Origin of the sequence: Hymenobacter glaciei, from assembly GCF_039539585.1 — a bacterium.
GTDB lineage: Bacteria > Bacteroidota > Bacteroidia > Cytophagales > Hymenobacteraceae > Hymenobacter > Hymenobacter glaciei.
Window position 1 is genome coordinate 432,755 of record NZ_BAABDK010000001.1, and the last position, 20,312, is coordinate 453,066.

A 20,312-nucleotide genomic window follows, 5' to 3' on the forward strand; every position below is an offset into this window, starting at 1 on the left:
GTAGATGCGCACTAACTGGAAGCTGACCGGGCTAATATTGCTGAGCACGCTGGGCTTGTATAGCTGCGCCGGCCCCGCCACCAGTCCTTCGCCGGTGGTATGGGCCGCCGACTCGGCTGCGGTGCGGGTAGTTCCCGGGCCACAATACGCCCGCGGCACCACGTGGCGGGCTTTTTTTGGCCAGCACTACCGCACCTGGTGGAATACGCCCGTAACGGTGCCGGTGCTGCGGCTGGCCACGGCCGTGCCCGGTGGGCTGCTGCCGGTGCAGGCCGGTGGCAGCTACCAAAGCCACACCTTGCGGCTGCAGGGCCCCGACGGCCGCCAGTACGTGCTGCGGTCTGTGGACAAAGACATGAGTGCCGCCCTGCGCCCGGGCTGGAAAAAAAACCTACTGCGCGCCCTGCTCAAGGACCAAACCAGTGCTACCCAACCCTACGGCGCGTACCCGGCGGCCTACTTGGCCGAAGCCGTGGGCGTGCTGCACGCCAACCCGCGCCTCGTGTACCTGGGGGCCGACCCGGACCTGGGGAAATTCCGGGCCGCGTATAGCAATGCGCTGTATCTGTTGGAAGAGCGGCCCGATGGCGACCAATGCGGCGTGGCGAGCTTCGGCCAGTCGCCAAACGTGGTGAATTCGGCCCATATGCTGGCGGCGCTGCGCCGCAACCCGGGAAACCACGTGCCCGCCCGCGCTTACCTGCGCGCCCGCCTGCTCGACCTGCTGCTGGGCGACTGGAGCCGGCGCGAAGACCAGTGGCGCTGGGCCAGTTTCCCGCAGGCTGGCCGCGTGGCGTACCGCCCCGTACCGCGCGACCGCGACCAGGCCTTTTTCCTGTTCGATGATGGCCTGATTACCCGACTGGTGTCGTGGTTTGCGCCCAAGTATCAGACCTTTCGGGGACCCATTCGCCTCGAAAACGTGGACGGCCTGACCCGCACTGCCCGCGCCCTCGACCGCACCTTGCTCACCAGCCTCAGCGCGGCCGATTTCCGGGAAGTGGCCGACTCGGTGAGAAAGGCCCTGGGTGATGCCGTATTGGCCCGCGCGTTTGAGATGGGCCCGCCCGAAACGAGGGCCGCCATCGCCGCCCGGTTCGTGCCCATCCTGCGCGCCCGGCGTGAGCAGCTGCCCGCCGTGGCCCAACAGTATTTTGAACTGCTAAACCAGGAGGCCTGGCTGATTGGGACCGACCAGCCCGAAACCTTTATCGTAAGCGACACCAAAGGCGGCAACCTGCGCGTGTGCGTGCTGGCCCGGCGCGCGGGCCGCCCCGACAGCCTGCTGCTGGACCGCACGTTTGCCGCACCCGGCACGAAAAGCCTGGAGTTGTACGGCCTCGGCGGCGACGACCGGTTTGAGCTGCGTGGAGCGTTGCCGGGCAGCATCGGCGTGCGGCTGTACCCGGGCCTGGGCCGCGACGAGGTGCGCACGCAGCCCGGAGCCATTGCGGGCGATGTTACCTGGTTTGCGCGGCCGGATGGGCTGGGAAGCAGCCCGCCCGCCGGCGTGCAGGCCGAAGCCGACCCTCATCCTGAGCTGACCAGCAATGCGCACGCCTGGCTACAGCGCTACAACCTGCACGATTAGCGTGGGTGCTGGGGCGATGTGCAGGCCCGCAGTGCGCTGGCTACGGCAACAGGCCAGCCAGTGGCTCGCGGCCATCGAGCGTACCGATACTGCCCAGCACCCGGAAGCGCGCGAACATTTCCTCGGCGTACCACTTTTCGCGGCGCGTGAGCTGCATTACTTCGCGGTGGCGGGCATCCTTGTACGCATATTCCTCCATGGCCTTTGCCGATTCCCAGACGCTGAAGGTGGCCTGGCGCACCACTGGCAGCTCACCCAAGCCGATGGCGGCTCGCACCCCGCGTACCTGCGCCAGCGCCGCGCTCGTGGGCTCGACAAACTTCCAGAAGCGCGGGGTTTTGCGCAACCGGATGCTGGCCCGCGTGAGCACCGCTATTGGGCTTTCCGGAATGGCAGCCGGGAGTGTCAATATGGTCAGTTCGGGTGCAAAAGGCGTTTTTCCATCCCACAAGCCTATTGCTTTGATGGGGGCCAGATGCACGGTCCATTGCTCGGCGCTACGCCGCTGGTAGCCGGCCCACAGCGGATGTTGCGCAAAAAAGGTGTGAGCGGCGGCGGCATCGTCCCACACGGCCATGAAGCCGTAGCGGTCGAGGTTGGGCCAGAAACCAAAACCATTGGCGGCGCCGCTGCCCAGGAGCTTGAAAAACCGCAAGCCCGGCACTTTTTTCAGCTCTCCGGGCGAGGTACCCATCTGCGCGAGGCCCCAGCGACGGTGGCCGGGTTTCAGGGTGAAAACGGTGAGGGTAGTTAGGGACATGCGGAAGAATTAACCGTTCAGGGAAGGTCAGCGGGTTTTAGGCAACAAAAAAAGGCCGGAATTGCTTCCGACCTTTTATAAATGAGGCAACGAAGCCTTATTTGGGCTGCACCTGGGCGTGCTGGTTCACGTCGTCGTCCTTGCTGGCTTCGCCGGTTACCACGGCGCGCACGTAGCCATAGGCCCGCGAGAGGAGGCTGCTTGGCGAATCCCAATACTCGGCCTTGTCGATGGTGACTTTCAGTACGCTGATGCTGGGGTCTTCTTTACCTTTCGGAAACCAGGCGCGCATGGGCTCGCTCCAGAGCTCCGCAATTTTGGCCTCGTCGCGGAAGGCATTGGCACGGCCCGATACCGAGACGTACACGTTGCTTTCGGGGTTGGAATAGCTCAGGTTGACCTGGCTGTCTTTTTTCACCTCGTAGACTTTAGCCGAATTGATATCGGTGAGGAAATACAGGGCCTCGTCTTTGCCCGGATTGATGGTGGCCATGGGGCGGCTGTGCAGGCTGCCGTGCTCGTCGGTGGTGGTGAGCATGGCCATGCGCACGTCCTTAATTTTTTCGAACAGCTGGGTGAGGTCGTGGGTGACGGGTGTCTTATCAGACATGGGAAGGAGTTTTGGAGAGGTGAAAGAAGCGTTGGTTGCCGGTATTCGCCGGCAGCATATGGGCTTACGGGGGCCAGCCGGTCGAGGTTGAATAAAACCTGCCCACGCCCGTACCTTGCCTGCCACAATGAATTTCCTCGCTCACCTCTACCTCTCCGGCGCTCCCACTGCGGCCTGCTATACCGACGTGCTCGTGGGCAATTTCATGGCCGACTCGGTGCCCGGCCGCCAGCTCGAAAACTATGCACCTGCTGTGCAAGCCGGCATCCGCCTGCACCGCGCCATCGACACCTACACCGACCAGCACCCCGTGGTGCGCCGCAGTACCAAGCGGCTGCGCGAAGCTGGCTACGGCAAGTACGCCGGGGTGATTTCGGACATGTTTCTCGACCATTTCCTGGCCCGCAGCTTCGCGGAGTATTCCGCGGAAAGCTTAACTGATTTTGCCAAGCGGGTGTATGGGCTGCTGCAAGGTCGGGAAGCTGAAATGCCGCCCCGCGTGCAGCAAATGCTGTTGTACATGGTGCAGCACAACTGGCTGCTGGGCTACGCCGAAACCGAAGGCATCCGCCGGGCCCTGGGTGGGCTGAGTCGCCGGGCCGTTGCCGGGTCGGGTATGGAAACGGCCGCCACCGAGCTGGAAGCTAACTACGAGGCGTATGAGGCCGATTTTCGGGAGTTTTTCCCGCAGCTGCGCGAGCATGCCGCTGGCGAGCTGGCGCGGCTAGCGCCGGAGCTGCCGTAGTGCCGCTGTAGTAACCCGGCGCTACTGCGGTTGCGCCGGGGCGTCGGCGTCGGTGCCGGGCTTCTCAATTAGCTTCAGGTAAAGGATGACGCTGCCCAGCAGCCCGCAAACGAGGTTGGTGAAGATGATGGACCAATCGTGCAGCATCAAACCGTACGCCTCCCAGAGGCAGGTGCCGATGAAGAGCATGATGTACGTGGGCAGCGAAAGGCTGGCCGTAGACCGCGTTTTGATGGTTTTGTAGGCCTGCGGCACGTAGGCAGTCGTGGTGAGCAGGGCGGCTATGGCACCAATTATCGAAACGGTAGTCATGAGCTGTACGGAATAGAAAGGGGCGAAAGCACGGCCGTAAACCTACAACCGGCAACGCCCATCCGCGCCATAAAAAAACAGGAGCGGCCTGCCAGCTGGCAAACCGCTCCCGCGTACTTAAACCTTGTCCTTACCCAAAACGCTTTGCCTGCCTGCTGGCGGCACTTGACCGGTCCGGTCCGACCGCCCTAGGCGGTCCGACCGGTTGAAGAACCCCCGGTTTTGTCCCGCCACCAACCGGTCGGACCGCCTAGGGCGGTTGGACCGGAGCAACGACCGCCGTTTTGGGTAAGGACAAGCGTACTGAAACCCGGCGTTTCAAGCCGTTAATTCAGGTTAGTGCTGGTGGCCGCCTTCACCGTGCACGTGGCCGTGGGCGAGCTCCTCGGCGGTGGCTTCGCGCACGTCCTGCACCTTGCCGTGGAAGTGCATCACCATGCCGGCCAGCGGGTGGTTGAAGTCCATCTGCACGGAGGTATCGCCGATGCTTAGCACCTTAGCCTGCATGTGGTTGCCCTCGTTGTCGGCCATGGGCAGGAAGTTGCCGGGCTGCAGCATTTCCTCGTCCAGCTTGCCATCGATGAGGAAAACTTCTTTGGGGATTTCGACCAGCGCCTGCTCATCGTATTCGCCGTAGGCCTGCTCGGGCGTGAGGCTGAACTGGAACTCGTCGCCGGGGTTTTTGCCGTCGAGCTGGGCTTCAAATTCCTCGGGCAGGCCGCTGTGGCCGAACAGGAAGACCATCGGCGCATCAGCCTCAGCCGATTCAACCAATACTTTTTCCTGGTTTTCGTCGGTCACGCTGAGGTCGTAGGTGATGGTGACAACTTTTTTATCGCTGATTGCAGCCATGAGAGTAAAGTAAGGGATGGGGGAGAAGAAAGTGCCAACTCAGGCAGCTGATGCACAAAGAAAGGAAGTTCTGCCGGTAACGGTAGGCGTATTCGGAATTTATCAGAGACCAGCATTAAAAAAGCAGAACGTCATGCTAAGCTTGACGAAGCATCTTTACTGCGATTGTAAAATTCAATTACTGCTGCGGTAAAGATGCTTCGGCTACGCTCAGCATGACGTTCTTCCCGGTTGCCAGATAGCCTTACGCGGGCATCGCCTTCAGCTCGCGGCCCCAGAAGCGGTGCTGAGCAATGGCGGTGATGAACTGCGGGGCCAAGCCGCCCACCTGCGCGTCCAGGCTGGTTACCACGCCGTCGGCGTTCAGAATATCCTCAGCGCCGGGGTAGGCGGCCGCTTTCAGCAACTCAATGCCTGCGCCCGAAGCTGCGATGGGCTTGCAGTGGCGGAATGCTTCGTTCACGAAGCGCACCGCGTCGGCATTCTGCTTCAGAACAGCCACGCTGGCCTCGCCGCCCGCCACGTACACGGCATCGTAGAGCACCGAAGCGGTGGAATGGAACGTGCCGTCCACCAGCAGCTCCTTGCCATCCGAACCCTTTATGGTGCCCAGGTGCGTGGCCACGATGGCAGCCTGCGCGCCCTGGTCCATCAACGCTTTCATCAGGTCGCCGATGGCCGCGACATTGGCTCCGTCGGTGGCCAGCACGGCTACGTGACGGGTTTTGATGCTGGTTTTACCTTGGTTGATTTTGGCCGTGGGCGCCATGCTAAGGGCCGAGTCTTTGCCAATGTTGCCGGCTGCTGGCTTCGATTGAAGCGAGGCCGCGTCGGCATCGGCACCCACTTGCAGGTTGAGTTGCACGCCTTCGGCCGAGGGCACGGCCACGCCCAGGCCTTCGGCCACGCGGCGCACCAGCTCGCTGTCGATTTGGGACAGCTGCACGAGCGTGCGGGTGCGCACAAACTCTTTCTGCACGTGGCTCAGATCGAATCGCAGGGCCTTCACAATGTGCATCTTCTCGGCATCGGACTGGCTGTTCCAGAACAGCTTGGCTTGGCTGTAGTGGTCGACAAAGCTTTTGCTGCGCAGGCGGATTTTGTGGCCTTCCACGCGCTCGTGCACCGAGTTGAAGCCGCCTTCGCTGAGCTTGGCCTGCTTGGGGAAGTTGTCGTTCAGCAGGTTGGGGCCGTAGGCCACCTGGCCCTTGTTGATGGTCTGGCGCATGTGCCCGTCGCGCTGCCCGTTGTGGATGGGCGCGATGGAACGGTTAATCGGAATCTCGTGGAAATTCGGCCCGCCGAGGCGGGTGAGCTGGGTGTCGGTGTACGAAAACAGGCGGCCCTGCAGCAGTGGGTCGTTGCTGAAATCGATGCCCGGCACCACGTGGCCGAGGTGGAAGGCCACCTGCTCGGTTTCGGCAAAATAGTTGTCGACGTTGCGGTTGAGTACCATTTTGCCCAGCATCTGCACCGGTACCAGGTCTTCGGGGATAAGCTTGGTCGAGTCCAGGATGTCGAAATCGAATTTGCGCTCGTCTTCTTCCTCCACCACCTGCACGCCCAACTCCCACTCGGGGTAAGCGCCCATTTCGATGCAGTTCCAGAGGTCGCGGCGGTGGAAATCGGGGTCTTTGCCCGAAATCTGCTGGGCTTCTTCCCAGGCCACGGCGTGAGCACCCAGCTTCGGCTTCCAGTGGAATTTCACGAAGCGCGACTTGCCCTCGGTGTTAATCAGCCGGAAGGTGTGCACTCCGAAGCCTTCCATCATGCGCAGGCTGCGCGGCAGGGCGCGGTCTGACATCGCCCAGAGCAACATGTGCATGCTTTCGGGGTTGGTCGAAATGAAGTCGTAGAAGGTGTCGTGGGCCGAGGCGGCCTGCGGAATCTCGTTGTGCGGCTCCGGCTTTACGGCGTGAATGAAGTCGGGAAACTTGATGGCATCCTGGATGAAGAACACCGGAATGTTATTGCCCACAAGGTCGAAAACGCCTTCCTGCGTATAGAATTTGACCGCGAAGCCGCGCACGTCGCGCGCCATATCCGAGGAGCCGCGCGAGCCGGCCACCGTGGAAAAGCGCGTGAACACCGGCGTTTGCACGCCGGCCTGCAGGAAGTCGGCGCGGCTGAGGTTGGCGTTGTTGCCGTAGGCTTCGAAATAGCCGTGGGCAGCCACGCCGCGGGCGTGCACCACGCGTTCGGGGATGCGCTCGTGGTCGAAATGCGTAATTTTCTCGCGCAGAATGAAGTCTTCGAGCAGGGTGGGGCCACGCTCGCCGGCTTTTAGGGAGTTCTGGTCGTCGTTGATGCGCAGGCCCTGGTTGGTAGTCAGGAACTGGCCGTAGCCGTCTTCGCGGTTCTGGGCCAGCTCGTCGGTTTTGGCGGTGCTCACGGCATCCTCGTGGGTTTTCTTGGCTGTTGGTTTCTTGCTCATGGAAAGTAATCAGAGAGAGTATGAGCTTTTGCTAACGGTTGTTCTGCATTGGAGTTAAACCTATTTCGGCGAAAAATTTCGGCTTTGCCGGGCGTTAGTCAGCTATTGTTTGAATGTCAGCTATTGCAGTGCGTATAGTGAGGAGCCTAGCTGAACGATATTCATGCATCTAGCGAGTGAAGCCGGTTTTTTGCCTGCTGTCATCGGATAAAACTGGTTGTGCTGGGAGAAGGCTGATTACCTGGCTTTGGCGCAGCGCGTACCGCTATATAGGGTACGTTTCTCCCTAAAACCAACTCCTTTCCAGCTACTTCCCAATGCGTACCCTTTCAATTATCGCGCTGGCCGCTACTCTGCTGAGTAGTTCCCTGCTGGGTGCCTGCCAGTCCAACGCTTCCAGCACGCAGGACGAGGCCGTGAGCAAGGAGGCCGTGGTAAAAACCGACACGCCGGCGAAAGGCGCGCCGTATTAGAGCCGTTTCAACTGGAATCCCCTTCAGCCCATGCTGGTGGGGATTTTTAGTGTAAAAACCGGGTAGCTTTGGTATCGCAACCTTACGTTTTTTGAACGCCGCTTTATTTTATGACACAATACCTTGCCCGCCTGGTAGGCCTTGCCGGGGCTTTCTCGCTGCTGACGGCAGCCGCCTGGGCCCAAAACGCCGGCACCCAATGGACCAAAGACGGCTACGGCTACCTGCAGGTGCGCCCCGATTCGGTGGTGCAGCTCGACATCCGCCAGCCCGGCCAGGCGCGCACGCTGCTCAGCAAGCGCCAGCTGACGCCGGCGGGCCAGATGGCCCCGCTCGGCGTGCGTCGGGTGGCGCTGTCCGATGATGGTCGCCGCATCCTACTCAATACCAACACCAAAAAAGTTTGGCGCTACGACACCCGCGGCGATTATTGGGTGTACGATACCGGCACCAAGCAGCTCACGCAGCTGGGCAAAGGCCGGCCCGAGTCGTCGCTGATGTTTGCCAAATTCTCGCCCGATGGGAGCAAGGTGGCTTACGTGAGCGGCCACAACCTGTTCGTGGAGAACCTGGCCGACCACGCCATCACCCAGCTCACCAGCGATGGCACCGACAAGCTCATCAACGGCACCTTCGACTGGGTATACGAAGAGGAACTGGACTGCCGCGACGGCTTCCGTTGGAGCCCCGATGGGCAGCACCTGGCCTACTGGCAGCTCGATGCTACCAAGACGCGCAACTACCTGATGTTGAACACGACGGAGGCGCTCTATCCGTTCACTGTGCCGGTGGAGTACCCCGTAGTCGGCGAAGACCCCAGCCGCTGCCGCGTAGGCGTGCTGGCCGTGAGCGGCGGCCCCACCAAGTGGATGGACGTGCCCGGCGATGCCGTGCAGCACTACATTCCGCGCATGGAATGGGCCGGCCCCAACGAGCTGATTATTCAGCAGCTGAACCGCCGCCAGAACGAAAGCCGCCTGATGCTGTGCACTGCTGCCACCGGTGCGGTAAAAACCATCTATACCGAAACCGACAAGGCCTGGGTGAATGCGAAGGACGAGCCCGTGGGCTGGGACTGGCTGAAAGACGGCAAAAGCTTTGTGTGGGCCAGCGAGAAAGACGGCTGGCGCCACCTCTACCAGATAGACCGCACCGGCAAGGAGAAGCTGCTGACGCCCGGCAGCTACGACGTCATCAGCGTGGAGAGCATTTCGGAGGCTACCGGCACCATCTATTTCCTGGCCTCGCCTACCAACGCTACCCAGCGCTACCTCTACAAAGTGCCGCTGAAAGGGGGCAAGGCCGAGCGTGTGACTCCCAGCAGCCTCAGCGGCACCAACAGCTACGAAGTGTCGCCCAACGGCAAGGTGGCCCTGCACCGCTACGGCAGCGCCAGCAGCTACCCGGTATCCGATGTCGTGGCCCTGCCGGCCCACCAGCGCCTGAGTGGCGGCGAAACGCCGGAGCAGGCCAAGATGATGAAGGTGCCCAAAGTCGAGTTTTTCCAGGTGAAAACCGCCGATGGCGTGACCCTGGACGGTTGGCTGGTGAAGCCCACCACCTTCGACCCCGCCAAGAAATACCCCATCGTGTTCATGGTGTACGGCGAGCCGGCCAGCCAAACGGTGACCGACAACTTCGGCACGGGTTTCAACCGCCTCTACCAGGGCAGCATGGCCGACGACGGCTACATCTACGCCTCCATCGAGAACCGGGGCGCCCCGGCCCCGCGCGGCCGTGAGTTCCGCAAATCCATCTACCATAACATCGGCGCGCTCAACATCCGCGACCAGGCCATGGGTGCGACCGAGGTGCTCAAGAATAGTTGGGTCGACACCAGCCGGGTAGCGGTGTGGGGCTGGAGCGGGGGCGGCTCCTCCACGCTCAGCCTATTGTTCCAGTACCCCAAGATTTACAAAACCGGCATTTCCATTGCCGCCGTCGACAACCAGCTCAATTACGACAACATCTACCAGGAGCGCTACATGGGCCTGCTGCCCGAAGACAAGCACTTTTTCGTGGACAACTCACCGCTGGCCCACGCCAAAAACCTGCGCGGCAACCTGCTCCTCGTCCACGGCACCGGCGACGACAACGTGCACTACAACAACGCCGAGCAGATGATAAATGAGCTGGTGAAAAACGGCAAAACCTTCCAACTCATGGCTTACCCCAACCGCACCCACGGCATCTCGGAAGGCGAGGGCACCAGCAAGCACCTGGCCGCTACGTATACCAAGTTCCTGAAGGAGAACTGCCCGCCCGGCGGGCGGTAAGCCAACCGTTTCGCGGAGTAGAATCCCGAAAAGCCCCAGCGGGGCGACATGTCGGTAGTAAAGCAATTTCGATTGCGTTTTAGAGCCCCAGTGGGGCGACACTCGTTCAGCGAATGTCGCCCCGCTGGGGCTCTGACGTTCTTTTGCTGCTCTACTACCTATATGTCGCCCCGCTGGGGCTTGACCGCTTGCTCCGTTGCCTACGTTTAATCCTGCAACTCCCAGGCCGTGCGGTAGCCGCCGATTTGCTCCACATATTCAATCAGCGCCTTGAAAAACGGGTGGGCGCTGAGCGTCGAAGAGTCGCCGACGAGCAGCAGCTTTTTGCGGGCGCGCGTCATGCCCACGTTCATGCGGCGAATGTCAGAGAGGAAGCCAATTTCGCCGTGGGTGTTGCTGCGGGTGAGGGTGATGGCGATGATGTCGCGCTCCTGGCCCTGGAACGAGTCGACGGTACCCACGCTGAGCTGGCGGTGCAGCATGAAGCCGCTGAGCTCGTCGTTTTCCTCGATGGCGTCCTTCAAATAGTTGATTTGGGCGCGGTAGGGGGCGATAACGCCGATGCTGAGCGGGTCTTCCTCGTGGTCGGCGGGGTCGTAGGGTTCCAGCAGCTGGGCCAAGCGTTTGAGCAGCAGGTCGGCCTCCTCGGGGTTGGCGGTGGAGCGGCTTTCGGGGATGGTGACTTCGAGGAAGCCGAAGCCGGCCGTGTCAAGGAATTCGACGGGCAGGTCGGGGGCGAAGCGCAGGTCGTAGGCATCGAGGCCGGCGTGGGCCACGGTTTCGTAGGCCACCAGCTTGCCGTCGTAGAACTGGTCGGAGCTGAACTGCATGATTTGCTCGTGCATGCGGTACTGCACCGTGAGCATGCGGGCCGTGCCAGGCTGGCGCTTGATGGCCTTCTCGAACAGCGTTTCGCGCAGGGCCCCGGCTTTGTCGCTCTTAATGGTAGGCGGCAGCTGGTGGTGGTCGCCGGCCAGAATTACGCGGCTGCCTTTCGAAATCGGAATCCAGCAGCCCGGTTCCAGGGCCTGGGCAGCTTCGTCGATAAACACCGTTTCGTAGGTGAGGTGGCGAATGTTGCGGTTGCTGGCGCCCACCAGCGTGCACGTTATCACCTGCACCGACTCCAGCAAATCCTCGGTGATGTAGCGCTCCAAGTCGTCGGCCTGCTGAAACAGCATCCGCGCTTCTTCCTTCAGCATTCGTCGCTGTTGCTGCTCCTCGTAGCCGAAGTTGCGCACGTGCTTGCTGGCGGTTTCGCGGTACTGGTCGGCGGTCTGGCGCATCGAGCGCATCTCGTTGTAGCTCTTGTGGTTCATCACCTGCGCATCGAGGGTGTGCTCCAGCAACAGGTCGGAAACCCGCGAGGGGTTGCCCATCCGAATGACGTTGACGCCGCGCTCGGCCAGCTTTTCGGTGAGCAAATCGACGGCCGTGTTGCTGGGGGCGCACACCAGCACGCGCCGCTCGCGCCGGATGGTTTCCAGAATGGCCTGCACCAACGTGGTGGTTTTGCCGGTGCCGGGCGGGCCGTGGATGATGGCCACGTCTTTGGCCGCCAGCACGTGGCGCACGGCGGCCAGCTGCGAGTCGTTCAGCGGGCTGGGGTAGAAGAGGTCGGTGGCTTTTTCCTCGCGGAAACGGGCTTCCTTGGCGCCCAGCAGGATGTCGCGCAGCTCGGCCAGGCGGTCGCCGTAGGCGCCCATGACTTTGCCCAGGGCGTAGTCCATCTCACGGTAGCTGACCTCGTCAAACGTGAGGTCGATGCCCATTTTGTGGCCTTCGGTCACCCAGTCGGGCAGGTCTTCCTTGGTGGTGGCGAGCAGCAGCTTGTTGCGCCGCACGCTGGTGATAACGCCGTTGAGCGTGGGCCGGTCGGTGGCGGCGCGGCCGGGCACGTTGCCAAAGAGGGCCGCGTTCTTACCTACTTGAAATAGGTGCAGACCCTGCTGGCCGGCGGGCCGCTCCAGCTCCAGGACGACCTTGCCGCCGAAGCCAATGTCTTCCTGCGTGATGGTGACGGGGTACCAGGTGAGGCCGCGCTGCTGCCGCTCTGAGATGCTGGCCTTGGCGTTTTTGAGCTTGAATTGCACCAGGTCTTCCTGTTGCTCCAACTTCATAAGAGCTTGCACCTGGCGTAGCTCTTTTTCGATGGCGTAGGGGTCGACGGGGGCGAAAGTGGGGGTGGTATCGGACAAAAGAAAGCGGGTTGGGTTTGTTCGTGAATACGAACAACCAGTAACAAGTGATTATTTATTAATTCCTACCGCCAGTGTGGTAATACCTGGCAGAGGGTTTCAGCAAATTCCTGCGTGAGTTCGGGGGCAGGCTGAAGAGCTTGGTGCTCTTTAATCAGACGAACAGCCGCCAAACTGTAACAATTCTTCACGCGAAGGTTTTCGAGGTATTTCGCCCTGATAATAGCCTTTATGGGACGATTTGACTTCCGGTGGTGCCCAATTACGATTACATCTTCGCACATTCCTGGAAACCAATCAATGATGTACACTTTGGCACCAGGGCGGAAATGCTTCGTGCCCGAGCGGGTTTCTGCGCCACCAGGACCATATGGCCGTTCAGCAATGATATTGCCGACAGCAGTACAGAAAAATTCCTGGAGTGCTTCTGATTCCATTGTTCCTCAGAGTTTCTTAAGTCGCGTCCAGCAGCAATTAGGCCCGTGCATATATGTGACATCGTAACCATATTATTCACGAAGGTCGGGTGTTAGCTTGGCTTTCTTGTAGCGCTCGCCCTACACTTCCAGCTTCTGCCCCTGAATGGCCTTGGCCATAAGGTCCGGAAACCTGGCCGGCGTGCAGGCGAAGCAGGGGATGCCCAAGGCCCCCATTTTCTCCGCCGCGCCGCGGTCGAAGCTTGGGGCGCCGTCGTCGCTCAGGGCCAGCAGTACCACCACCGTCACGCCGGATGCTTTCAGGGCCGCGGCGCGCTTAATCATCTCAGCTTCGCCGGCGCCCTCATATAAGTCGCTGATTAGAATGAGAATGGTGTCGGCGGGGCGGGTTATAAGCTGCTCGCAATAGCGCAGCGCCAGAGGAGTGTCGTTGCCCCCGCCCAACTGCACGCCGAACAGGATGTCTACCGGGTCGTGGAGATTTTGGGTGAGGTCCACCACAGCCGTGTCGTACACCACCATGTGGGTTTTTACTGCTTTCAGCGAAGCCAGCACCGCCCCAAATATGCCCGCGTAAACCACCGACGTGGCCATCGAGCCGCTTTGGTCCACGCAAAGCACGATTTCCTTCAGCGCCTGCCCGCGCCGGCCGAAACCTACCAGTCGCTCGGGGATAATGGTTTTGTGGGCCGCCTGGTAGTGCCTGAGGTTGGCCTTGATGGTCGCGCCCCAGTCGATTTCGTGGTAGCGGGGCCGGGGGTTGCGCACGGCCCGGCTCAGGGCGCCCTGCACGGCCTGGCGCAGCGGGTTACTGAGTTTTTTTTCCAGCTCGCGCACCACTTTGGTGATGACTTCCCGGGCGGTGGCCTTGGCCTTCTGCGGCATCACGCGGCTCAGCGTCAGCAGCGTGCCTACGAGGTGCACATCGGCATGCACCGTGCGCAGGATTTCGGGCTCTAGTAGCAGCTGTTTCAGGCCGAGGCGCGTCATCGCATCCTGCTGCATGATAGCCACCACCTCGGTGGGAAAATACTCCCGAATGTCGCCCAGCCAGCGGCTCACGCGCGGCGCTGAGGCACCCATGCCGACCTTGCGGTTATCCTTGTCGCTGTCGTAGAGAGCGGTAAGCACGTCGTCCATGCGGCCATAGTCGGGCGGCATTGGGACCGAGTTGGCCTCATCAGCAGCGCTGCCAAGAACGAGTTTCCAGCGGGAAGGTGTAGTGGACATCTTAGTAGGTAAACCGGTGGATTATTTCAACGCAGGCAAATAGTGAATCACAGAACATTAAAAAAGCCAGCTAATTGAAGCAGCTTAGCCTTCAGCACTTCCTTTCTCGCCAGCTTATCAGTGCCAAGCTTTTCCAAGTCCTTCTTGAACGCAACCAACTCTGGTAAATCGACCGGAAAATGTGAACGCAGTACGGTTAAGCTGAGGTTTGTGCCTAGCAACGCCTTAGCAGTTAACTCACAATGAAGCCATATTGCTGATTGCTTCGCTAATTTCTGCATTTCATACCAGGAGATGGTATGCAATTCGGCTGTTTGTTTAGAGACGGTAAAGCCTGGGGCTCCAGCAAACATTTCCCGCTTGCAGGGTAGAAAATCTAAGCGTGGTTGAATGCTGTAATCGAAGTACCAGCAGTGAGCATACTCGGTTGGCTTGCTCGTTCCATACTGGTAATTGGGGTGAATAGGGGCAACTTCATTCATCTCGATAAGATGAGTTTGAGCAAGAGCTAAAGCGTCGGTCAGCGTTACCATATGGTCAATAATTATACCCCAGCAACTCCTGCAGCCCCGGTAGCACCCGCATTCCACGCTCCCAATCAAAATCGGCTTCCGAAGTGGCTGCAGGTGCGGCGTCCGCAGTCGCAATTTCCAGAATCTTCCGGCGCTCGGGCAGCGAGAAGTCGGTGAAGGCGCGGCGCAGCAGCGGCACGATTTCGCGGAAGGTGTTCTCGTTTAATTCGCCCAGCCAGGTATCGAGCAGGTCGAATAATTCGCGGTGATGAATGAGCAGCAGCCCGCTGCCACGCAGGAATCCTTCAATCCAGGCCGTGGCGTAGTCGGTGGGCTGAGCGGGAGCCAGAGCCAGCCCCAGGGTGACGGCCGTGGCCGCGGCGTCGGCCTGTTGGGCGTCGAAGGGCAAGCGGGCGGCAGCTCCAGCCAGCAGGCCGTTGGTGGCCGCGTTGCACCTCACGGCGGCCAGGGCGGCGTACCAGTCGGCTTCGTGGGCGTCGTTCTGCAGCAGCCGAATGGCCTGGTGAGTGGCTTCGATGCGCTCCAGAAGCGACTTGGCGGCGTCGTAATCGAGCCCCGCGCAGGCAGCCGGCAGGCCGATGCACAGGCGCGGCATCAGATGCTGCACTACCTGGGCCACCTGCTGCGTGTCGGTGCGGCGCACGTTGCCGTAGCGCAGCACCTGGGCCAGCGGGGGCAGCGCGGCCAGCAGGTGCGTCACGTCGCGGGTGCCGGCCCCGATGGTTTCGAGTCGGGCCACCAGCGCCGGAATGGCCGGGCCGAGGTCGGCGCGCAGGGCGTGTTCGAGCAGGGTGCTCACAGCTTCGAGGCTGGTGGCTTCAGCGGCGCGGGCGGTGGCGCGCGCTACGGCAGCGGCCAGCACGGTGTTGCCCCAGCGGCCGGCTTCAATCACGGCCAGGGCCATTTCGGGCTCCCATTCCAGCGTCCAAATTTCGTGAAAGGTGCCGCTTTTGCCGGCCACTTCCTCCGGCTCGCCCCAGTTGATGTCGAGCAGGCGCAGGCGGTGCAGCAGGTGGCTGCGGTCGAGCTGGGCCGGCTGGCGCAGGTCGAGGTCGAGCGGCTTGGGCATGGCTGAAGGCTTGAGGCGCAACGTCTTCTGCTGCTGCATTAAATCCTGCTGCAAGGGCGTGGCGGGCAAGCCAGCCGGTACTTCGCCCAGCTTCACGCCAATCACCAGTTCCTTGTGCACGAGGGCCAGCGGCTCGGCGTAGCCCCCGCCCAGAATAGCCACGGCGGCTTCCTGCAGTTCATCGATGCCCGGCAGCGCCAGCCCGCGCACGGTGGCCAGGGCCGCCGCCAGCCGTACACCCTCAATGGCGTGGGCCGAGGACGCGTCCATGTCCTGACCGCGCAACAGGCGGGTGACCTGTACCATCCAGTGGGTCAGGACTTCGGCGCGGGGCTGGGCAAACAGCAGCTCGTACCAGGCCGGCGAGAGCACGCCCGCCCCGTAGCCCGAGCTAAACGACAGCCGCTCGTAAGTCCACGGAATCCAGGTGGTTTCGGTGGGGACTTTCTTCAGGCCTTTCAGCCGCGCTTTGTCTTCCTTTTTGAATAGGTCGGTTTGCAACACCGGCGCGTGCCAAGCCCCACACACCACCGCCACCCGCGGGTAGCCCTGGGCCAGGGTAGTACGCAGGGTTTCGCGCATAAAGGCCTCGCGGAACAGGGTTTCCTCCGTTTCGGGGCGTTGCAATTCCTCGCGCAGAGCCGTCATCATCTCCAGCACCACGGCGAAAGTGTCGGCATTGCCCGGCGCGTGTTCGAGGTGGGTTTCCCACCATTGCTCGGAATCGGTGTAGCCGGCCAGGCGGGCGATGTAGGCCACCGGGTCGGTTTGCAGGATTTCGTCCTCCGCGTCAACCCCACCCCCTAGCCCCCTCCCCGGTGGGGAGGGGAAACTAGTTGCTGGTTCTAAATTTTGGTTGTCGTCTGAATCAGATTCAAGAGGGCTTTCTAAACTAGTGCTAGAAACTAGTTCTCCCTCCCCACCGGGGAGGGGGCTAGGGGGTGGGGTTGCCATCCCAAACCGCAGGCTCATCGGCAAATCCATGCAGCGTACGTGCGTGCCATTGCGGGCGCACCAGTGCACCGCCTGCCACTCCGGCGAAAACTCGGCAAACGGCAGGAACGAGGCCTGCCCTTGCTGCTTGGGGTTGTACACCAGCAGGGCTACTGGCGGCCGCAACTCCGGGTGGGTAGCAGTGGCCAGAGCTGCTTCGGCATCGGCGGGGCACTCCAGCAGCACGATATCTGGCCGGAAAGCATCAAGCGCCGCCACGAGGCTGGCGGCGCTGCCGGGGCCGTGGTGGCGAATGCCGAAGAGGCGGAGGTCGGTGGGCATAGCGGAAGAGGATGGCAGAAGGATTCGGGTGCAATTCAGAGAACAAGGCTACCCGAAAATACCGAATAAGTAAGAGGAGGTGGCGGGGCTATTCGCCTAGGTAGAGGACATCGGTGCGAAGCACGTACTTGCGGCCCTGGGTTACGGAGCACCCTTTGTGGCGCAGCTCGTGCCGGAAGCAGAGCGCCGCGCCCCGCTGGGGGGCCACGGTAAGGGTTTCAAATTCCGTCTCGCCACCCGTGAAGTCATCATTCAAATACAGCAGAAATGTCCAGCGGCTGGCAATTTCGGTACTGTGCCGAATTCGACCGTCCTTGTGCTTGTTGAACCGCTCGCCCACATCGTAGCGGTAGAACCTGAACTGGTCGTGAACGCCTACGGCCGGCGCGCCATCGGGCTCAGTGGGCAGAAACGGCTGGGCGCGGAGCCAGAGCGCATCGGCCAACGCTGCATCGGAATACTCCAACCGAAAATTGTTGCGGATACCCTTAATAAGCTGAGAGCCTGCGCCAGTAGCCACGCCCGCCTCGGCGTAGCCAAGCTGCTCACTGCGGGCAATTAGCTCGCTGCATTCGGCCGAAGACAGGAAATCGGTGATTTCGAAGATGGAATCGGAGAGGCGTTGCAGGTACATAAGGAGGCGGGTAAGGAACGGCGCAATCAGGCATTGCGATGATGAGTGTAGGTAGCTACTTCGGCAAGCAGGCTGGCGGCATAGCGGCCAGCTAGTTTTACTATCACAGGGCCTGCTGGTGTTAAGTTTCGGCACTGGCGCCCAGCTCGACCAGCACGTTGTTTACGAATTTGGCTTCCAAGCCGTGCTCAATGTCCAGGTCGTAGTGTAGTGTTAGCCGAATGGTTTGCTGCTCCGTCACGCGCAGCATGCTCCACTTTTGCAGGTAGCTGGCGTGCTGGTCGGCACTGGTCAGGTTTAGCGGCGTCGCCCCGGATACCGCAGCATCTTCGTACCGGCGTGCATATAGCTTCTGATAGCGCGCAAAGGCCTGCTCGCGGAAGTCAGCCATCAGGCGCGGTGCCTCCGCTACAAATGCCAGAAAGGTGGCCGCATAGTCGTCCAGCTGTGCGGCCGAAACGTCGTATTCCTCGTCTTCCTCAAACAGCTCCTCGCCCAGAAAAACCGAAATAAGCTGCTCAACGCCCGGCAGCACAACCTGCTGTTCGGCGCTCATGCCGGCCCAGTCTTCTTCTACATTTCCCCAATATGGATGTGTTATCATTGGCTGGGTGCTTTATGGTGATGTAGTTACAAGGCGTTTTGCCACCGGTTGGCCTGCTCCCAATTGTTCAAATCTATAAGCGGCTGGGGTACCAGAAACTCGTCCTCATCTTCCAGGGCCTCCTCATCGAGCTGGTAAAGGCCCTGCTCCAGGTCGTGCGCGAAGGTGCTGAGCAGCTCAGCCACGGAGGCCGCCACGCGAAATCCCACTTCGTCTATTTCGTCGAGATAAATGACCTGCCCGTAGTCGCCAGTCGGGGTTGGGTCGAGGTCGAGGCACAGCCAGCCGTGCGAGCCATCGAAGCCCAATCGTAGCCACAGTGGGTTTTGCAACACCTCGGGTTTGAGTGTGGGTGCGGCTTGCAGCAGGGGCGAGGTAAGGGTTTGCGCGGCTTGCGAGCGGTAGCCCGCCAGCACTTCGGCCAGCGGCAAAAAGGACATGCCGTAACAGAAGCTGCCGTTGTTGTCAGCCTCCCAGTTCAGTCCGTTGTGCCAGCGGTAAAGCGCCTGATAATCGTCGGGCAGCGGCCGGCCAATTGCTGCTTCCAACTCGGCCAGCTCGCTCTCGAGGGCTCCGGGATTTAGGCTTTCGTTGAGAATGCGCGGGGCGTGGCTCGCCAACCAGTTTTCAATAGAACTCAGGGACTCGGTGACCATAAGCAGAGTAGGAATAGGATACTGCGACTCGTATGCGTTTACCAGCGTTGCCTGCCAGATGGAACATCAGTGGCTTGCTGCATCAAATGTGCTGCACCGAGCCCAGTGACGTCTGCAAAGAGCAATGCCTAATCTGCACAACGCACAACCAGCCTCTATGCTAATGGTGGGCCTGTTCTCGCTTCTCAAGAATACTGGTTAACCTGCACGAGCCGCTGCTGGGCCGAGTCAAAGTAGACCAGGGTGGAGTTGCCGTCGGTAAAATAAGGGGACGCGGGAGCCAGGCCAACGGGCTGCAAGCGGGGCAGGTCGAAGCCCGGCAGCACATACTCCTGGTTCACCAGCGCTTCCTCATGGGCAGCGCGAAAATCTGGGTGAGAGGCAGGCAAAAAGAAGGCGCCTGGTTCTTCTTTCCATCCCCGTAGCCAGGCATTAATGCTGCGAAACCGGCCGGTGCGCCGAAACTGTGCCCGCACGTACCGAAAGCTGCGAAACGTTTCGAAGTAGTAACCTGCATCCAGGCCAGTTTCAGCCGCTGGCAGCGCCGGCATCGTAGCCGAACTCAGCAGCTGCTCTGCAGTGGTGGCCGCCAGATACTGCGCTTCGTGCTGTACCCAGTCGGCTTCAAGTTGCGCCCGAAATGCGGCTATCGCGGCGTGGCCCCGGAACAAGCGCGGGTCGCCGCTAAACGTCAGTCGCCCATCTACCAGCTGAAACACGGTAAACTGAGACGAAGCATCGGCCGTGGCAAATGCGTCATCGTACCACAACCCATTGGTGGAGAGGACCGGCAGCGCCAGTCCGGCTGGCAGGCCGGGAACTTCATGAACCTGGCACAGCGAGTAGAAGAAGGCGTGCCAACGTTCATCCAATCCTACCGCGGCGTCATCAGGGTATGGCGTGCTAGTCATTCAGCCAGGTGCTCAAAGGTGGTATTCAACTGGGCAAACCCGATTTCCCGGGCCACAATGGCCTCAAATTCGGTGCTCGGCAACAGCGTATCCACGGTATACTGGCGGCGCGGGAGCACTATTATTTCCTGCCCCAGCGGCCGGGCGTACACCTCGGCCAGCAACGAACCCCACGCCGGGCGCAAATAAGGACTGATGGACTGCACCGCGCGCTGCAAATCAGCCCGCAGCTCTTCAAAGCCAGCGTAGCCCTCCTGGGCGTATTCGTCGAAGGAAGTGGCCCTGTCCAGCATTTCGCGGAAAATGAAGCCTTCCAAAGAGGGCGCCAGCACCGTGGTTTTATTATCGTCGTGGAGGGAGAGCGTGATAGGCGTTTCGCCGTCGGTAGCGAGGGTGAGGCAGAAGGCATACAAGTCGCCCCCGCCGGTATGGCCCAGCGGCACAAACCCGTGGGCAGTACCCCAGTCTTCGCTCAGGTCCAGCGTCGGCACGGTTTCGGGGGCGTACAACTCGAAATCCTGCGCGAAAAGCAATATTGGTGGTTTTTGCCGCAGGCGAGGAAAAATGTTCTTGTACCAGTCGTGGTTGGGAAAACCCCCATCAAGAAACCAGTCCAACATCCCGTCGTGGTAGAGCCGTTTGTAAAGGTCTGGCAGCACAAAATCATAGTGGCGCTCAATGGAGGCGATTGCGTCAGGCATGAGGTGCTGTG

The 20,312-nt window shown here is 60.9% G+C and carries 19 protein-coding genes; 4 read left to right on the plus strand and 15 right to left on the minus strand.

The window, feature by feature from the left end:
• The first annotated feature begins 4 nt into the window (after window positions 1-4).
• On the plus strand, window positions 5-1,591 hold the full coding sequence (locus ABD837_RS01970; protein WP_345049649.1) for a hypothetical protein: 1,587 nt from the start codon (window positions 5-7) through the stop codon (window positions 1,589-1,591).
• Between the two features lie 40 nt (window positions 1,592-1,631).
• On the opposite strand, the gene ABD837_RS01975 is transcribed toward ABD837_RS01970, so the two are convergent.
• Window positions 1,632-2,351 carry a spheroidene monooxygenase gene (locus ABD837_RS01975; RefSeq protein ID WP_345049651.1) on the minus strand — a complete coding sequence of 240 codons (720 nt, stop codon included), beginning with the start codon at window positions 2,349-2,351 and terminating at the stop codon, window positions 1,632-1,634.
• Window positions 2,352-2,448: 97 nt separating this feature from the next.
• The gene (locus tag ABD837_RS01980) at window positions 2,449-2,961 is read right to left on the minus strand and encodes a pyridoxamine 5'-phosphate oxidase family protein (RefSeq protein ID WP_345049654.1); all 513 of its coding nucleotides are present in this window, start codon (window positions 2,959-2,961) and stop codon (window positions 2,449-2,451) included.
• 127 nt (window positions 2,962-3,088) lie between these two features.
• Here ABD837_RS01980 and ABD837_RS01985 point away from each other — a divergent pair, with 127 nt between their 5' ends.
• Window positions 3,089-3,706, plus strand: coding sequence for an acyl carrier protein phosphodiesterase (locus ABD837_RS01985; protein ID WP_345049657.1), 618 nt, complete (start codon window positions 3,089-3,091; stop codon window positions 3,704-3,706).
• A gap of 21 nt (window positions 3,707-3,727) precedes the next feature.
• On the opposite strand, the gene ABD837_RS01990 is transcribed toward ABD837_RS01985, so the two are convergent.
• From ABD837_RS01990 to ABD837_RS02000, 3 genes are all read right to left on the minus strand, one after another.
• Complete coding sequence (locus tag ABD837_RS01990; protein ID WP_345049659.1) at window positions 3,728-4,018, minus strand: SemiSWEET family sugar transporter; 291 nt, start codon at window positions 4,016-4,018, stop codon at window positions 3,728-3,730.
• A 336-nt stretch (window positions 4,019-4,354) separates the two neighbouring features.
• A complete protein-coding gene (locus ABD837_RS01995; RefSeq protein ID WP_345049661.1) occupies window positions 4,355-4,870 on the minus strand; it encodes an FKBP-type peptidyl-prolyl cis-trans isomerase in 516 nt (171 codons plus the stop codon).
• Between the two features lie 244 nt (window positions 4,871-5,114).
• Window positions 5,115-7,304, minus strand: a complete 2,190-nt coding sequence (locus ABD837_RS02000; protein ID WP_345049663.1) for a catalase — start codon at window positions 7,302-7,304, stop codon at window positions 5,115-5,117.
• A 317-nt stretch (window positions 7,305-7,621) separates the two neighbouring features.
• Here ABD837_RS02000 and ABD837_RS02005 point away from each other — a divergent pair, with 317 nt between their 5' ends.
• Together ABD837_RS02005 and ABD837_RS02010 are read left to right on the plus strand one after the other, a co-directional pair.
• The gene (locus ABD837_RS02005) at window positions 7,622-7,777 is read left to right on the plus strand and encodes a hypothetical protein (protein WP_345049665.1); all 156 of its coding nucleotides are present in this window, start codon (window positions 7,622-7,624) and stop codon (window positions 7,775-7,777) included.
• A 110-nt stretch (window positions 7,778-7,887) separates the two neighbouring features.
• A complete protein-coding gene (locus ABD837_RS02010; RefSeq protein ID WP_345049668.1) occupies window positions 7,888-10,053 on the plus strand; it encodes a S9 family peptidase in 2,166 nt (721 codons plus the stop codon).
• 206 nt (window positions 10,054-10,259) lie between these two features.
• Here ABD837_RS02010 and ABD837_RS02015 read toward each other — a convergent pair whose 3' ends face one another.
• The 10 genes from ABD837_RS02015 to ABD837_RS02060 all read right to left on the minus strand — a co-directional run bounded on the left by ABD837_RS02015 (window position 10,260) and on the right by ABD837_RS02060 (window position 20,301).
• A complete protein-coding gene (locus ABD837_RS02015; protein WP_345049671.1) occupies window positions 10,260-12,251 on the minus strand; it encodes an AAA domain-containing protein in 1,992 nt (663 codons plus the stop codon).
• A gap of 65 nt (window positions 12,252-12,316) precedes the next feature.
• The gene (locus ABD837_RS02020; protein WP_345049673.1) at window positions 12,317-12,688 is read right to left on the minus strand and encodes a hypothetical protein; all 372 of its coding nucleotides are present in this window, start codon (window positions 12,686-12,688) and stop codon (window positions 12,317-12,319) included.
• 120 nt (window positions 12,689-12,808) lie between these two features.
• Entirely contained in the window at window positions 12,809-13,918 is a 1,110-nt protein-coding gene (locus ABD837_RS02025; RefSeq protein WP_345049676.1) for a VWA domain-containing protein, read from the minus strand.
• Between the two features lie 47 nt (window positions 13,919-13,965).
• Complete coding sequence (locus ABD837_RS02030; RefSeq protein ID WP_345049679.1) at window positions 13,966-14,451, minus strand: hypothetical protein; 486 nt, start codon at window positions 14,449-14,451, stop codon at window positions 13,966-13,968.
• A 4-nt stretch (window positions 14,452-14,455) separates the two neighbouring features.
• Window positions 14,456-16,795 carry a DUF5682 family protein gene (locus tag ABD837_RS02035; protein ID WP_345049681.1) on the minus strand — a complete coding sequence of 780 codons (2,340 nt, stop codon included), beginning with the start codon at window positions 16,793-16,795 and terminating at the stop codon, window positions 14,456-14,458.
• Between the two features lie 88 nt (window positions 16,796-16,883).
• Window positions 16,884-17,429: a prolyl hydroxylase family protein gene (locus ABD837_RS02040; protein WP_345049684.1), complete on the minus strand. Its 546-nt coding sequence runs from the start codon at window positions 17,427-17,429 to the stop codon at window positions 16,884-16,886.
• 121 nt (window positions 17,430-17,550) lie between these two features.
• On the minus strand, window positions 17,551-18,033 hold the full coding sequence (locus ABD837_RS02045; protein ID WP_345049687.1) for a hypothetical protein: 483 nt from the start codon (window positions 18,031-18,033) through the stop codon (window positions 17,551-17,553).
• Window positions 18,034-18,059: 26 nt separating this feature from the next.
• The gene (locus ABD837_RS02050) at window positions 18,060-18,689 is read right to left on the minus strand and encodes an SMI1/KNR4 family protein (protein ID WP_345049689.1); all 630 of its coding nucleotides are present in this window, start codon (window positions 18,687-18,689) and stop codon (window positions 18,060-18,062) included.
• 185 nt (window positions 18,690-18,874) lie between these two features.
• Entirely contained in the window at window positions 18,875-19,600 is a 726-nt protein-coding gene (locus ABD837_RS02055; protein ID WP_345049691.1) for a hypothetical protein, read from the minus strand.
• Entirely contained in the window at window positions 19,597-20,301 is a 705-nt protein-coding gene (locus ABD837_RS02060) for an SMI1/KNR4 family protein (RefSeq protein ID WP_345049692.1), read from the minus strand. The genes ABD837_RS02055 and ABD837_RS02060 overlap by 4 nt, the downstream gene beginning before the upstream one ends.
• Window positions 20,302-20,312 lie beyond the last annotated feature (11 nt).